We start from the raw sequence: 15,909 nt of genomic DNA, 5'->3' as shown, positions 1-15,909 counted from the left end.
CCTTACTCCGAATGTTGAAATTGAAAAACCGGATGATACAGATCATATGCAAACTCATCACAAGCATGTTGAAGCAAAGCTTGAGCATCTTGTTCTTGTAAAATAAAGCTCCAGTCTCGATGCAACTTGCAAGCTTCATTTTGAGTCATATCCATCGTAGTGAATGACCCCGTTTCATTCCAGTATTTTAGCAGCTCAGCATAGCTCTTCTCATCCAGTTTTGCTTTTTCTGTCTGATTTGTGGTTTCCCACTGATATGCTTTAGCTTTTTCTAACGGCTTTAATAATAAGGCTGCTGGTAGAACTAAAGGTTGTTGCTGTGCATGGCGCCAGATTTTAAACCATGGTTGTAAATATTGCCGAGCTTGCTCAGAACTAATCCCACTACAAATCACAGTTTGATCGCTAAAAACCACAATACGGCGCTTTTCAGCTCCTGCACTACCCTCATTCAAATAAGCTAACCAGAGCAGATATTCTAACCAGACTTTAGCGCGTCTTTTTGCGCGAGCGCTTGAAGGCTCCATACTCACCCAGTCCCGAGTTTCAGACTTCGGAACCGTAATATTCATATGCAGCTGTTTAGCAATTCGCCAAATACGCTGAGTTGTTTGCGTCACTGCTGGTGCATAATGATGAAGGCGTTCAATCAAACACTCTTGCTCAAACACACCTTGTTGCCATGCACTATATTTGACTTTACCTACAGGCAACTGATCAATTAATACTTCAGGTTGTGCTTGCTGTTCAGATTGTTGTAAAAAATGTCGAATCGCATAGCGCCCTAAACCATCTAATAATAAAGGTTCATTTTGGTCGAGCACTCCGACACTTCCTAAGTTTTCTACCCCTAAAGTTTTCAAATATAATCGTGCAGGGAATGTCACATCCTGTATCCACTGCTGGCTTTCTAAAACCAGTATGTCAGATATTTGTAGCGGATAGGTCGTGTTCGCCCAAGGCTGACGGTTTCCTGAGACTTGCTGAATTTGTGTAGCGACCTTAAACCAGTGATCTTGATAACGAATAACACTTTTTTCTACAGTGAAACCTTTCGGGTCAAAGGGCTGTAAATCATGTAAGTGATAGAGTTGTTTTAACTGTGATGGAATCTCAATTCCTTCAATAACGACACTTTCAGATATACCATCTTCAGCTTTCACAATCAGGGCAAGATGTTCACGGAACTCTTGAAGAATACTGGAAGGTTCGCGCACCTCACCATCGTTCACATCAAAGCCGTTATAAAACAGCCATAAATTTTCTTGGGCTAATAATAAAGCATCTAAAAAAGCACCTTGATCATCTTCAAGTCGAGAGCGATCACCTAACTGTTGGCGCAGTGCATCCATCAAATCAAATGGAACGTGTGTATCACGGTTTGGAAATTGTCCGGCATCAAGATTTAGCATAACCATTAAACGATAAGGTAACGGTCGAATGTGTCCAATTTGGGCAAAGGTAATTTGCCCTGTCGGCTCAGCTTGTGCACTTTGGCTTTCTAATGTCCGTTGAATTTCTTCAATAATATAAGGCAGAGGCAAAGTAATTTTGCGCAAAGTTCCTGTTTCTGTCTCGGCGTAATAGCTTGCGAGCGTCAACATTCGCTCTTGTTTTTTAACAATTTCCCGCACAGCTTTTAAAGCAGCAACACCAACCTGCTCAAATTCAACAATATCTTTGCCTAGTACCTGAAGCCAATATTCAACGGTATAGACTTTTCCTTGTTCATGCAGAGTCAGCCAATCACGGCGCTCGTTCAAATCCTGATAAATCTGAATGAGTGTACCCACCAACTCGAAATCGCTCGGTTGAACTTTGGCATAACTCAACACCTGATTAAAGGTCGCATGTACAGGCACAGCAATACCAAGAGCCAATCGCTCTAAGGCAAATTTAAAGCTATATCGATAATCATCATCACCGTCACATAAACTGCGCTTGAGATGCTCTGCATCAAGCCCTCGTTTAAAACCCGCATCGGCAAGCAAATTTAAAATCCGCTCGACCTGAACATACTCAAGTTCGTAACGTTGCTGGGTAGCATGCAAGCTTAACCAATCAGCAAAATCATCAAAGCTAAAACGGCCCTGCATCAGTTGAATACGCCCAATTACGGCACGCCAAGCATTAAGTGCATCAAGTGATGCAACACCTGCAATTTTCACTGGCAAATGTACACCTTGCTCAGTGGCAGTAGCGGGAAATACACTTCGAATTAAAGGTTCTATGTCGGCCAAATTAGGAACTAAAACTAAAATATCGTTTGGTCGGCGCGGCTGCTCATGTGGTTTAGCCAACCAACAGATTAATTGCTCTTTTAGAACTTCAAGCTGACGTAAAGTCGAATGACAAACATGAATCTGAATCGAGTCATCGTCTGGGGCAAGCTCATATTGCTTAGCTTGAGGTTCAACTAAATGCAAAATATCTGACTGAACTTTACCGAGTAAACTTTCAGGAAAATCATCCACAAAAGCATCAACCCACTTACCTTCTTCACCCGTAGATAAATTCGATAATAAAGAAAAGTGGTCGCGGGCTTGTTTACCCAATCTGGTTAAAAGCGGATGTCTAGACTCACGCGCTTCAGCATTAAAATTGAGTGTGAATTTATTAAAGAAATCACTAATTTCAGCATCAGTAGCCTTTGGATTTTTCGCAATAAAACGCTCTTTTACCCCTAAGTCATAACGCTGTTTCCAGAGTGGATCGACACTATCGGCCCAATATTCTTGTGAAGGGTTATAGTGCAAAATCAAGACATCAATATATTGGCCTAAACGGCGCAAGAACTGTAACTGACTTGGCGGCAAATCTAATAACGTAAAAATCACTACTTGATTAGGTAATCTTGAAATAGCACGCTTACCACGGTCTGGATGATCTAACTCTTGCCAAAACAACGCGTCAATTTGCTGCATTTGCACAAAATCATCATGAAAATGTTGCTGCCACAACCAACGCTGCCAACGCTCTAGCTCCTCAGTTTGATGTAATGCAAAAGCAGTCACTTCTTCATCTTTCTGCACAATATATTTTTCAATATCGAGTGCTCGGCCCTGTCCCCAAGCAGACAACCAGTTTTCCGGACAGGTACAACTATTTTCACAACCACGCTGGCACTGTCCACGATAAATCATATAGTTGCTAAATAGATCGGCAACCTGCTCAGCGACCCAATACAGCATTTTTTGTTTTTTTAATTGTTTATCTATGCCTTGTTCGAGTCGATCTGCACTGTCATAAATACGCTGAACAATAGAATGTAAAGGATGCGACGTATCGATGCTCATCGTGTCAGGTTGAATAAATTCGTGTAGAGCCTGATGCACCCGCCATTTAAAAATCAAACGCGGGATGTTCGCTTTACGAACCTGCTCTTTATGCGCAGTTAAAACTTGCTGATAGGCAAACCATTGGAAACCTCGTACCCGTTGGTGAAACTGGTAATTGGCACTCATGCCTTGCTGTTCTGCAAGTTTTTGTATCAGCCACTGCTCGACCGCAGGACTTGGAACAATAAAATGTTGGGTTTTCAAAACCTGTAATGGATGCGTTGAAGCTTGAGATGTAGACGCCAATACACCTTGCAACAACACATCAATACGTTGACTTTGAATAACATGGATCCCCATTTATTTCATTTCCTGCTTGCATAATTTATGCACAAAATCATAAACATTCATTACTATACAACTGAATCTGACTATGTCACGTTGGTTTAAACACAGCATAATTTAACTTAAGGTGTCACTTACACTTGGTTTGAATGACGCCATCAAGAACTTATACAGGTAGACATTATGAAAATTGACAAGATTCCTGACTATATTGATCCTAGCCTAAATCTGGAACAAATTCGCGATGAGTGCCATGATCTCATCAAAAAAAGAGCTTACGTCTCAGCCGGAGCGGCAATTGTACCGATTCCTTTTTTTGACGTGGCGGTAGATTTGGGAATTTTGTCGCACCTGATTCCAGATATCAATTCCCGTTTCGGTTTAGCACCTGAGCACGTGAGCGTTTACGACCCAAAAACTAAAACTATTCATTGGGATGAGTTACGTAAACGCGGTTTTGAATTTTCAGGTTTTGTAGTCGCACGTACTACCGTTAAAAAAACATTTAACGGCTTTTTAGGCAAAATCGTAACAAAACAGGTGACTAAATTTATACCGCTAGGCGGACAAATTGTAGCAGCAAGTTTAGGCTATTTCATGATGAAAAAAATAGCAGAAACTCATCTGAATGACAGTTATAACCTTGCAAAACGTATTCAGCAAAAAAGCCGTGGCACTATTGTAAATTAATGTTTGCCTTGTAGCTGAGAGCTTAGTCTGCTCTCAGCTGTTTTAAAATGGCCTTCAATACTTCCAGACGTGCCGTATATTTATCATCAGTTGCGACGATATACCACGGTGCATATTCAGTACTGGTTCGCTCAAACATATCGGCTGCTGCTTTTAAATAATCGTCCCACTTATCACGATTACGCCAATCTTCTGCGGTAATTTTAAAACGTTTATGCGGTGTTTCTTCTCTGGCCTTAAAACGCTGCTCTTGCTCATCTTTACTAATCGCTAGCCAAATTTTTACTACAATCGTTTGACTATCAAATAAATCTTTTTCAAAGCGGTTTATTTCATCATAGGCACGCTGCCATTCTAAAGGTGAAGCAAAACCTTCGACACGTTCAACGAGTACACGTCCATACCATGTCCGATCAAAAATCGTGATTTTTTCAGCTTCATTAATGCGGTTCCAAAAGCGCCATAAGTAAGGATGTCGAGCTTCAAAGCGTTCAGGTGCACCAATACAATGAATATCATATTCACGTGGGTCTAAGTTTTTAACAATTCGCTTAATGGCCCCGCCTTTACCGGCTGCATCCATACCTTCAAAAGCAATGACGACATTGCGTTTATCAAAACGCATGGCATCGGCAATTTTCTTACTCAGCTTATCCAGCTCTTTTTTATATTCAGCTTTTTCAAGTGGTTCATTAGAAGGTTTTAATAAACTCTCTGGAATTTTAGCTTGCTGCCATTTTCCTTTAACTTCAGTTTCATGCTCTGGAAGTTGACGCATGTGTTGTAAAAGGTATTGAGCAAAAAATTGATCACGCTGCTTTTCATCTTCGCCATCAATAATGTACCAATCATCGGTAAAACGACGGCGTAACTTTTGCAAAGTGTCATATTGTTTTTTATTACGCCAGTCTAGACCATGCAGCTTATGCCAGTGTTGCTCTGACGGATCTATTTTATCTAAACGTTTTTGCAGCGATTTCCATGATAGATCGAACCAGACTTTAACCACATCGACATAGTTATTTTTTAAATCTTGTTCAAATGCCCGCATATTTTCAACATATTCATCAAAGCGAGAATCATCTAAAGGCTCGGAAACATGCGTTGCGGTGACGAGCAAATCACTATACCAATTGCCAAACATCACCACGATTTGACCTTCAGTCGGAATAAACTCCGAGTAAGATTGCCAAAATGCTTCTGTGTCTGTCAGCACACGTGGCGCGTCTGCTTTGACTCGTAAATATCGTGGATCTAGCCACTCACGAAGCTGCTTAACGGCCTCGCCTTTTCCAGCCAGTTCAATACCACTCATTAATATCAGTGTGCTTTTAGCGTTGGGTTTGCCCCGACTTTCTTTTAACGCATATTGTGCTTCAATCAAATCGACTGAAAGCTGTTCTTCATCACGAATCTCAAATTTTGGTTGTTGTTCACTCATAGTCCACGGCTCTAATCTTTTATTGTTTAATTTCGATGATCTTTAACTTATGCGGTTAAATGATGAATTGCTATACAAATTATGTCATTGCGACAAAATTCTGTTTAAAAATTGACGCATGAATCATTTTTTTTACATCTACTCGCCATAGTACAAGGTTACAATGCCTTTTATGATTTTTTGCAAATAGCCCAATATTAGAGCCTTAAATGTCTAAACTCGCTGCTTTTGATGATCTTTTACAACAATATAAAACATTTAATTATCACGATAATCCTGTGCTTGTCCAACGTTTGCAAGATGTACAAACATGGCTAAAAGAGCGGATGAAAGATACGCATCACGACTTTTTTAATTTGCCAGCGCACAAGCTCATGTCAGAGTATTTTTTAAATCGTTTATATGGCGGTCCAGAGTTTGATGCTTTAGCAGCTCAAATTGAACGCCTATTGAAATATGCGCATAAAGCCGAAAAAGTCTTACCTGAAAATGCAATTAAAACAGGCACTAAATCGGTAAGTTTAGCTGTACTTGCAACTCAACTTGATGAGCAAGTAGCAATGCAACTTCTTGAGGACTATCCGGCAGATACCGTACTCACTGATGAGATTATGCGTTTAACCTTAATCAAGCTGGATCAGGCCGAAGCTCGTTATCAACAACTTGCTCTTCTTGACGATTTAGGTGCAGCACTCGATAAATACATGCGCTCATTTATGATGTTTACTGCTTTTAAAATGTGTAAAGGTATTGCCCAAAAATATCACTTCGAATTGATGTATGATTTCATTCAAGATGGTTTTAGTGCGATGAAACCGTTAAAATCAGCCGAGACCTTTATCAAGACTTTTACTGAAAAAGAACGCCAGATTATTGAAAATGTACATTCAGGGCATCCGAATCCGTTTAGAGTGTGATAAGGTCGGCACATAGAAAAACTCAACCTCACGAAGTTGAGATTTTATTCATTATATTTGCATGATGATGCCTGTAAAAATAGACAAAATCTGTCATCATGCAGAACTTATTCCGTTTCACTTGAGTTTGAGTCTAGGAGAGACAATATGTCTAACGAAAACCAAAAGCCAACATCTCCAACTGAGCAGGCACAAAGTTCAGACAAAGTTAGCCCATTCCTAAGCTCACCTTTACCTCAAGGTACTCCTCAAGGGCAACAACAAACTTTACAGCAAACCTTAACAGACACACCTGTGAATGGTTCTGTACCTAAATACAATTTACCTCGTGGTGCTGGTAATACTGGCAACGTTGGTGAAACCACACACTTTGGTTACTCAACTGTTAGAACTGAAGATAAAGCACAAAAAGTTGCAGAAGTTTTCCATTCAGTTGCAAGCAAATATGACTTGATGAATGACTTGATGTCATTTGGTATTCACCGTTTGTGGAAGCGTTTTGCAATTAACATGTCTGGTGTTCGCCGTGGTCAACACGTGTTAGACATTGCTGGCGGTACAGGCGACTTAGCAAAAGTATTTAGCCGTGAAGTTGGTCCGCAAGGTCATGTTGTACTTTCAGACATTAACGAATCTATGCTCAATGTTGGCCGTGACCGTCTAATTGATGCAGGCTGTACCAATGTTGACTTCGTTCTTGCCAATGCAGAAACTTTAGAGCCTTTTGCAGACAATAGCTTTGACCTTGTAACAATTAGCTTTGGTTTACGTAACGTGACAGATAAAGATGCAGCACTTGCTTCTATGTTCCGTGTATTGAAACCAGGTGGCCGTTTACTGATTCTTGAGTTTTCTAAACCTGTATTTGAGCCATTCTCAAAACTTTATGACCTCTATTCATTCACCGCTTTACCGATTATGGGTAAATTGGTTGCGAATGACTCAGAAAGCTATAAATATTTGGCTGAATCAATCCGTATGCACCCAGACCAACGTACTTTAAAAGGTATGATGGAAAATGCTGGCTTCCAGAACTGTGACTATCACAACCTTACTGCAGGTATCGTTGCTGTTCACCGTGGCTTTAAACTGTAAAGGATAACGATATGTGGTCGATTCTGGCACTCGGTGCAGTCGAACGTATCATTCATCATCTGATCGATCTGGATGCGGTTACACGCATTCAGCTTAATCAGTTACAGGGCAAAATGTTGCGTGTTGTGATTGATAGCCCGCAGCTTTCTGTCGATGTGTTCTTTGACCAAGAAAAAGTACGTCTTGAACCTACCGTAACAGGTCATAGTGAAAAGCCTTCTATTTTTGAACAGCGTCCTTTTGATGCGCAATTCAAAATTTCTGAAGCAACAGCAACTTTGCATGTTAAAGATGTCGTTGAACTGATTAAATTATTGGTCAGCGATCCAGACCAGATTGGGAATATCCCGCTCCAAGGTGATTATCACCTCCTACAGGATATTCAAAAGATTATGCAGCAAGCTGAACCTGATTTAGCTGCGCATTTATCAAGATGGGTGGGTCCTCAACTCGCTCATGAAATTGGCAAGATTCAACTTGCACCAAAACATTTAAAACGCTCCGTGCAAAGCCATCTATTTTTCGCAGAAGACGCATTAAAAGAGGATAGCGGCCTATTTGCCCCTCGCTGGGAAATGGATGACTTAACTCAAGCAACGCGCAAGCTTAATCAAGACATTGACCGTCTAGAAGCAAGATTGCAGCAACTCAATGCACAACTACAACCCTCTCAAGACTAGGTAAGACTGTATATGATTCCGCACGTTTCACGTTTACTCGAACTTTGGCGTATTGCAGCGCACTATAGACTCGATACGTTGTTCCCTGCGGATGAATTACCTGTTAAAGCTCAACGTGCATTAAATATTATTAAGATGCACCCAGCTGCATGGTCGAGTCGCGAACGCAAAAACCCTTTAAAGCTTAAAGAAGCTTTAGAAGACATGGGGCCACTTGCAATTAAGCTTGGGCAATTACTGTCTACTCGACGCGACCTGATTCCACCTGAAATACTCGCTCAATTGGTCTTACTTCAAGATCAGGTTAAACCTTTTGATAGCAATGTTGCCAAACAACGTATTCAAGAATCGTTAAAAGCTGACGTAAATACCTTGTTTGCACGATTTGATGACCAGCCATTAGCTGCCGCATCAATTGCCCAAGTTCATACTGCTGCATTGCATGATGGTCGCGAAGTTGTGGTTAAAGTGACTCGCCCTGACATTCGCAATCAAATCTTACAAGATTTTGAAATTTTGGCATGGTTAGGCAACACGCTAGAAAGCCGCCTTGAAGCTGCTCGTGCGTTGCATCTCACCGAAATTATTCAAGACTACCGCCAGATCATTTTAAATGAGCTGGACTTGAGTATTGAGGCAGATAATACACGTCGTATGCGCCATTACTTTACTGGCTCAACCATGATGTATGTGCCAGAAGTCTACATGGACACCAAAGATGTTATGGTAGCTGAGCGCATTACTGGTGTTCCTATTTCAGATACAGCAACCTTTGACCGTCTAGGCATGGACCGCGCACAACTTGCAGAAAAAGGATTAACTATTTTCTTTACGCAAGTCTTCCGCGATAACTTTTTCCATGCAGACATGCACCCTGGTAATGTCTTTGTAGAAACCATCAACCCAAGCAATCCACGCTTTATTGCACTGGACTGTGCGATTATGGGCGAGCTATCTAAACACGACCAGATGACGGTTGCCCGCATGCTGCTTGCTGTGATGAACAGCAACTTTATGCAGCTCATTCAAATTGTGCATCAAGCTGGCTGGATTCCACCAGGTACAGACCAAGACGCTTTAGCACGTGAAATGCGACGCACTGTTGGGCCAATGGTGTCTAAACCAATGGATCAACTTGATTTTGCGGGTATCTTAATTCAAGTCATGGATATTGCTCGACGCTTCCATCTTGAGATACCACCACAGCTCATGCTGCTACTCAAAACTTTAGTGCATGTAGAAGGCTTAGGTACTGATCTTTATCCGCAGCTCGACATCTGGAAATTGGCAAAACCAATTTTGACGGAATGGGTCAAATCCAACATGAACCCAGTCAAAAATGTAAAAGAGCTTGGCCAGCAATTACCTGACCTGCTTTTAGGCGCTCAAGATTTCCCAAGCTTAATTATTGATAGCTTAAATGGTTTAAAAAATCAGTCAGCTTGGCAAGACCGTCAGTTACGCGAAATTCAGCAACTTCGTTTGCAAATGGAACACCAACAACGCCGCAGTTGGATGTTCGGTAGTACCATGCTGATTTTGCTGACTATTGCAATTATTAGCCCTTGGTTTGTTTCGATTATTCTAATTGTGCTGAGTAGTTTACTAGCGCTTTGGCGTGTATTGAAATAAGTTCAAAATCCCTTGCCAGTGCAAGGGATTTTTTATGAGAAAAATTTAATATTTTAAAAAATTTATAGATCAGCTATTCGTTCATTGCTAAATTGAAGCTATAAATGCTTCAAAAGAACAAACAATGAAAACACCTCATTTTGCCATTATCGGTGCAGGTACAGCAGGTTTAGCGACTGCGATTTTACTCGCCCGCCAAGGCAATAACGTTACTATTTTTGAACAAGTTGATGAGTTATCTCCGGTAGGTGCCGGTTTATTACTACAACCTGCGGGCTTAGCTGTATTTGAACACTTAGGTGTGCTCGACAAAGCTTTAACATTAGGTGCAAGAGTCACAGGTCTAGAAGGACAACTTCCAGACAAGCGTCTTTTAGTTAACAGTCACTATCATGAAGCATCAGCACATCTCTATGGTTTAGGTATACACCGAGCTACTTTATGTCATGTGCTCACTCAAAAGCTTAGTGAATATTCAAGCCAAATTACTTGGCGTATGAACCACTCTGTTGAAAGTTTTGAAGAACATAACGATGAAGTTCAGCTATTCGGAAGTCATCAAAATCAAAAGTTTGATGCTTGCTTTGATGGCCTACTTATTGCCAACGGTGCTCGTAGTCAATTAAGACCTAAAGCATGGGTAAAGGTTGACCAAGCCTACCCTTGGGGTGCGGCGTGGAGTATCGTGCCTGAGTGCCAAGTGCTCGATTCTGAAATTCTGCATCAATTTTATGATCGCTCGAAAATTATGATGGGAATTCTCCCTACAGGAGCAGTTCCAACAGAACCTCAACAGCGCCTTTCAAGTGTTTTTTGGAGTTTACCTACTCCAAAATTACAAAGCTTTTTACAAGATGAGCAGGCTAAACAAGCTTGGTTAAAGCAAGTCTCAGAACGTTGGCCCAAAGTTGCAGAATGGCTGAAAGAAATTTTGTATAACAGCCAAACTCAGCCCAAATGGCTATCTGCAAACTACCGTGATGTCGTTATGACTCAATTTGGTCAAGGTCGAATTGGGGTGATTGGCGATGCCGCTCATGCAATGAGTCCACAGTTAGGTCAAGGTGCAAATATGGCATTATTGGATGCTTGGGCTTTCTCTCAATCATTGCAACATGCTCAAAAAAACCAGAATATTGATTGGTCCCTGCTCTGGCAGCACTACCACCAGCTTCGCCGTTCATCCACCCAGTTTTATCAATTCCTTAGTCGCTTATTAACACCACTTTATCAGTCTGATCATTGGTGGGCTGGAGGTTTAAGAGATTTAGTTTTTCCGTGGATGTATCAAATCCCTTATTTTCGAAAAGAAATGGCAATTACAATTTCAGGCTTAAAAACAGGGCCATTCCAACAACTTGATTATGATCAAGTCGCTCAATTGCCTAAAGAAAACAGTGCATTTCATTTAGAAAGCCAATCTTTGTCTGACTATTAATCCCACCAAATAATAGTGATTAACACATGAAAATCAGCCATCTTGATCATCTTGTTTTAACCGTCTCAAATATTGAAACTACCTGTCATTTCTATCAAACCATATTGGGGTTTGAAGTCATCACGTTTAAAGGTAATAGAAAAGCTCTAAAGTTTGGAAATCAAAAAATAAATTTACACCAGCAAGGCAACGAGTTTGAACCGAAGGCATTACAGCCGACTCCCGGATCTGCCGACTTGTGTTTTATTTCAGACACTCCCATTTCAGAAGTGGTTGCACACCTTAATCAATTAAATATTCAAATTGAAGAAGGTCCGATTGAGCGTACTGGTGCAATGCATCCTATTCTTTCAGTTTATATTCGCGACCCAGATCAAAATTTGATTGAGATTTCAAATATTCTCACGCCTTAGTCATTTGAATAAGATACAGATTGGTAAGTGTTACAAGCTATTCATTACGCTGACAAAGACAAAAAGGACAAAGAATTTTTCCGCAAAGCGACGTTGATGCCGTACACTATACAAGCTATTTTTAGCATCAGATTGAAATCAATTTATAGTTCATATTTCTTTGGTGATTCCTCATGAATAACACGCAATGGCTCGATGAAGTAAAATTTAACGAACAAGGTCTTATCCCTGCCATTGCTCAACATCATCAAACCGGACGTATTTTGATGGTGGCGTGGATGAACCGTGAATCACTTGCGCTCACAGCAGAAAAAAATCAGGCTGTGTATTTCTCTCGCTCTCGCCAAAAACTTTGGCACAAGGGTGAAGAATCAGGCCATTTCCAAACAGTTTATGAAATTCGTTTAGACTGCGATGGCGATGTAATCATATTACAAGTTGAGCAACACGGCGGTATTGCATGCCATACAGGTCGTGAGTCTTGTTTCTACCGTAAACTTACCCCACAGGGCTGGGAAATTGTCGATGCACAATTAAAAGACCCTACTGCAATTTATGGCGATAAAGCCAAAACTGAAAGCCACGATCATGCTCACACGAAAGAACAAGTTGATGTACTTGCTCACTTAGGGCAATTGATGCAAGAGCGTAAGCAAGCTGAAGCGGATACGTCATATGTTGCAAGCCTCTACAAAAAGGGCATCAATAAAATCTTGGAAAAAGTCGGCGAAGAAAGCGTAGAAACTATTATTGCTGCGAAAGACTACGCTGCTCAAAATACAGAAAGCAATTTAAATGACTTGATTTATGAAACTGCCGATTTGTGGTTCCATAGCATTGTCATGTTGGGTTATTTCGATCTTAATCCACAACTTATTATTGACGAATTAGCTCGTCGTCAGGGTTTATCTGGTTTAGTTGAAAAAGCTAACCGCAACAAGGTTTAAAATCACTCAGTGTCGAATATCGAAAAACCTAAAGCCACCTATGAGCAAGCTATTGCCATAGATAACGCACGTCTTGGGCAATCATTTAAAGTGATTGCCTATGCGGGTACAGGTAAAACTACTACGTTACAAATGATTAGTGATGCCATGCCTGAACGGCGCGGTATGTATTTGGCTTTTAACAAAGCAATTGCAGGCGAAGCACAAAACAAATTTCATCGTAATGTAGATTGTCGTACTTTTCACTCCCTCGCTTTTCGCAGTGTGCCACGAGGTGTGACTGATAAATTACGCTTACCTCGCTTAAGCCCAAGTTTTATTGCAAAAGAATATCGACTACAACCTATAACTTTGCGACGCATGATGGGTGGACGTTATGAAAAATACGTCTTAATGCCAAGTCGCCTCGCAAGTCTTGTCGCCAATGCTGTCAGCTATTTTTGCTCGACCAGCTCGCAATACCCTGCTCCTCGACATATTCAGGCACCCAACTGGTTACATCCAGATGATATTACTGAGCTACAAACTCATCTTTACCCTGCTGTAGAGCGCCGTTGGTTAGAATCCATTGATCCAAATCATCAGGCAGGAATTGGTCACGATATTTATCTCAAACTTTGGGCTTTGTCTGAACCTAACATTCCAGCCGATTATGTACTATTTGATGAAGCACAAGATGCCGACCCTTTAATGTTGGGTATTTTACTTCGCCAAAAAAGTACGCAGGTCATCTATGTAGGAGATGCACATCAGCAAATTTATGCATGGCGTGGTGCAATCAATGCGATGCAACAATTACCCTTGCCAGAGTCTCGCCTCACCACTTCTTTTCGTTTTGGTGAAACGATTGCCGATGTTGCCAATGCATTGCTGGGCGGATTAAATGAAACTGTTCCTTTGCTTGGTAATCCAAATCAGAAATCGAGCGTCGTAAATAAACCGCATACCAAAATGCGTGATGCGATTTTATGCCGTACCAATGCTCGGGCTATGGAACTTCTATTAGCAGGTTTAGTTCACGGCGATAAAGTGAGTTTGCAAGCTGACCATCAAAAACTAAACCGTTTTGTAGATGCTGCAAGCCTCTTAAAACAAGGAAAACGGGTTACTGATGTGCCTGAATTAGCATGGTTCAATTCATGGCATGATGTTCATGAATACTGTGAAACCAATGAAGGTAGTGATATTAAACCATTGGTTAAACTGGTGGATGACCACGGCACTGACCCACTAAAAAAAGCGCTTGCAAAGATTACACCACTTGAGCAAGCTGACTATGTCATCTCTACAGCCCATAAAGCGAAAGGCTTAGAATGGAACCGTGTTCATATTGAAGATGACTATCAATTTAAAATTAATGGGTTAGAACACAAGATTACCGATGAAGAATTAAGACTACTGTACGTTGCCTGTACTCGTGCTAAAGTAAGTCTAAATATCCATCATCTTTATGATCTGATACAACAATTAAAACTAAGGGCGCCTTTAAGTCTTCGTCAGTCGGTTGGTTGAAGCGCTCATATTTAGGTGAGCCTATGAAACTTGAATCTGTCCAATTTAAACATATTGCTCTGTTTCACGACCTTAAAATACACTTTCACTATGAAAAACAGCCAATCACCTTAATTTTAGGTGAACAGGCAACTGGTAAAAGTATGTTACTCAAACATACTTATCATGCTTTAACTTGGCTCCCTGCTCGCCTTAAAGATTTGCGTAGTCCCGGTATTGTCATGCCTGATCAAGACATTACTCAGTCGCGTCTACAATCAAAAATTGAAGTGACCATTCAAGTTCCTTCAGAAATAGGTCATCTGCCAGAAAGTACTTCTGCTCAGCAGGTAGATTCTTCGCTGTGTAGCTGGAAACTTTTTAAAACCATAAATGCAAGTGGGATTGGAGTGAGCCAAGTTGAAACTCAGCAACTTGACCAAACCATGGCTCTTTATCAACAAGTCATAAAAAAAGATCCATTACAGGGGCTTCCCTTAATCGCTTACTACCCAGCCGAGCGATTTGTGAATGATATTAATCTGCTTAATAAAAATTTACCCGGTATTACTCAAGCCATTTCAGCCTATGACATTAGCCCACTACCGTTTACAACTTTTACACGCTTTTTTGAATGGCTACGAGAAATTAGTGATATCGAAAATGCTCAAGCTGCATATCTAGTACAACGGATTAAATCGAAACAATCAGATCAGCAAGATCACACAGAATTATTAAATGAGCTTCAAAAAGAATTATCTGGGCAACCTAAACAGCTCACTTCCCCCAATCTCTACGCCCTCAAGAATGCATTAAGTATAGTTCTGCCTGAGCTTAAAGATCTATATCTACAATATCAGCCTCGACTGCAACTCATGGTCGACTATGAAGATCAAACCTTACCTTTTCAGCAGCTTTCAAATACAACAAAAACCTGGATTGCTTTAGTAGGTGATATAGCCCGCCGACTATGTTTGCTCAATCCTTTAAGCCTAAACCCTTGTCTTGAGGGGGATGGAGTTTTACTCATTGACCAGATTGATACACAGCTCGACTCAACACATTGCTCCGAGATCTTAAATCGACTTCATCAAGCATTCCCACGCCTACAAATTATTGCAACAGGAAGTCGCGAAGAGTTACTCGAACATGCTTCAACCTATCAATGTCTAAAATTAGAGCACGGTAAAGTTAGCCATCTTGATTTAAACACCACCAAACAACAGCTTGAACATATCTACACCTTACTTCAAAGAAGCGAGCCATTAACACCATCTATAGAAGCACAGCCTTTGAGTTTAATAGACCCAACACCAGCACCGATTGAGGTTTTATTTCAGCAGATTCAGGGTTTAAATGAGCAACAAAAAAATGAATTATTAAGGATGATTCATGCGGGAGACGCACCGGAAGAAAGCCCTTCGGTTTGAGTTTTATAATCAAAAAAACCACACTCACAAAATATATGGTGGAGTAAGGTTTTTTAAACACGAAAATAACTAGATGTTGTTACTACATGTAATAACATCAGATTTTCAATGC

12 protein-coding genes are annotated in these 15,909 nt (G+C 40.8%); 10 read left to right on the top strand and 2 right to left on the bottom strand.

The genetic code is table 11. The features are described from left to right. Positions 1–2 precede the first annotated feature (2 nt). The gene (locus tag ACO6UW_RS02400) at positions 3–3,638 is read right to left on the bottom strand and encodes an exodeoxyribonuclease V subunit gamma (RefSeq protein ID WP_348891796.1); all 3,636 of its coding nucleotides are present in this window, start codon (positions 3,636–3,638) and stop codon (positions 3–5) included. A 168-nt stretch (positions 3,639–3,806) separates the two neighbouring features. Between ACO6UW_RS02400 and ACO6UW_RS02395 the strand changes: the two genes are divergently transcribed. Further along, positions 3,807–4,313 carry a hypothetical protein gene (locus tag ACO6UW_RS02395; RefSeq protein WP_016142355.1) on the top strand — a complete coding sequence of 169 codons (507 nt, stop codon included), beginning with the start codon at positions 3,807–3,809 and terminating at the stop codon, positions 4,311–4,313. A gap of 22 nt (positions 4,314–4,335) precedes the next feature. Here ACO6UW_RS02395 and ACO6UW_RS02390 read toward each other — a convergent pair whose 3' ends face one another. Beyond that, complete coding sequence (locus ACO6UW_RS02390; RefSeq protein ID WP_005065911.1) at positions 4,336–5,754, bottom strand: polyphosphate--AMP phosphotransferase; 1,419 nt, start codon at positions 5,752–5,754, stop codon at positions 4,336–4,338. Positions 5,755–5,963: 209 nt separating this feature from the next. Here ACO6UW_RS02390 and ACO6UW_RS02385 point away from each other — a divergent pair, with 209 nt between their 5' ends. The 9 genes from ACO6UW_RS02385 (at position 5,964) to ACO6UW_RS02345 (ending at position 15,797) form a co-directional block, all read left to right on the top strand. After that, positions 5,964–6,671, top strand: coding sequence for an FFLEELY motif protein (locus ACO6UW_RS02385; RefSeq protein ID WP_032062869.1), 708 nt, complete (start codon positions 5,964–5,966; stop codon positions 6,669–6,671). A 147-nt stretch (positions 6,672–6,818) separates the two neighbouring features. Beyond that, the gene (gene ubiE / locus ACO6UW_RS02380; RefSeq protein ID WP_002114829.1) at positions 6,819–7,766 is read left to right on the top strand and encodes a bifunctional demethylmenaquinone methyltransferase/2-methoxy-6-polyprenyl-1,4-benzoquinol methylase UbiE; all 948 of its coding nucleotides are present in this window, start codon (positions 6,819–6,821) and stop codon (positions 7,764–7,766) included. An 11-nt stretch (positions 7,767–7,777) separates the two neighbouring features. Next, entirely contained in the window at positions 7,778–8,446 is a 669-nt protein-coding gene (locus tag ACO6UW_RS02375) for a ubiquinone biosynthesis accessory factor UbiJ (protein WP_017481961.1), read from the top strand. 12 nt (positions 8,447–8,458) lie between these two features. Beyond that, a complete protein-coding gene (locus ACO6UW_RS02370) occupies positions 8,459–10,078 on the top strand; it encodes an ABC1 kinase family protein (RefSeq protein ID WP_057077277.1) in 1,620 nt (539 codons plus the stop codon). A gap of 124 nt (positions 10,079–10,202) precedes the next feature. Beyond that, positions 10,203–11,516: an FAD-dependent oxidoreductase gene (locus ACO6UW_RS02365; protein WP_057077278.1), complete on the top strand. Its 1,314-nt coding sequence runs from the start codon at positions 10,203–10,205 to the stop codon at positions 11,514–11,516. A gap of 26 nt (positions 11,517–11,542) precedes the next feature. Next, positions 11,543–11,929, top strand: coding sequence for a VOC family protein (locus tag ACO6UW_RS02360; RefSeq protein ID WP_005079321.1), 387 nt, complete (start codon positions 11,543–11,545; stop codon positions 11,927–11,929). Between the two features lie 173 nt (positions 11,930–12,102). Continuing rightward, positions 12,103–12,876: a bifunctional phosphoribosyl-AMP cyclohydrolase/phosphoribosyl-ATP diphosphatase HisIE gene (hisIE, locus tag ACO6UW_RS02355; RefSeq protein ID WP_017385377.1), complete on the top strand. Its 774-nt coding sequence runs from the start codon at positions 12,103–12,105 to the stop codon at positions 12,874–12,876. A gap of 9 nt (positions 12,877–12,885) precedes the next feature. Then, complete coding sequence (locus ACO6UW_RS02350; RefSeq protein ID WP_057061695.1) at positions 12,886–14,388, top strand: UvrD-helicase domain-containing protein; 1,503 nt, start codon at positions 12,886–12,888, stop codon at positions 14,386–14,388. A 23-nt stretch (positions 14,389–14,411) separates the two neighbouring features. After that, positions 14,412–15,797 carry an AAA family ATPase gene (locus ACO6UW_RS02345; protein ID WP_057077280.1) on the top strand — a complete coding sequence of 462 codons (1,386 nt, stop codon included), beginning with the start codon at positions 14,412–14,414 and terminating at the stop codon, positions 15,795–15,797. Positions 15,798–15,909: the final 112 nt, after the last annotated feature.

The sequence above is a fragment of the Acinetobacter sp. JADD-222 genome (genome assembly GCF_049310645.1).
This window is presented reverse-complemented; position numbering and strand designations above follow the sequence as displayed.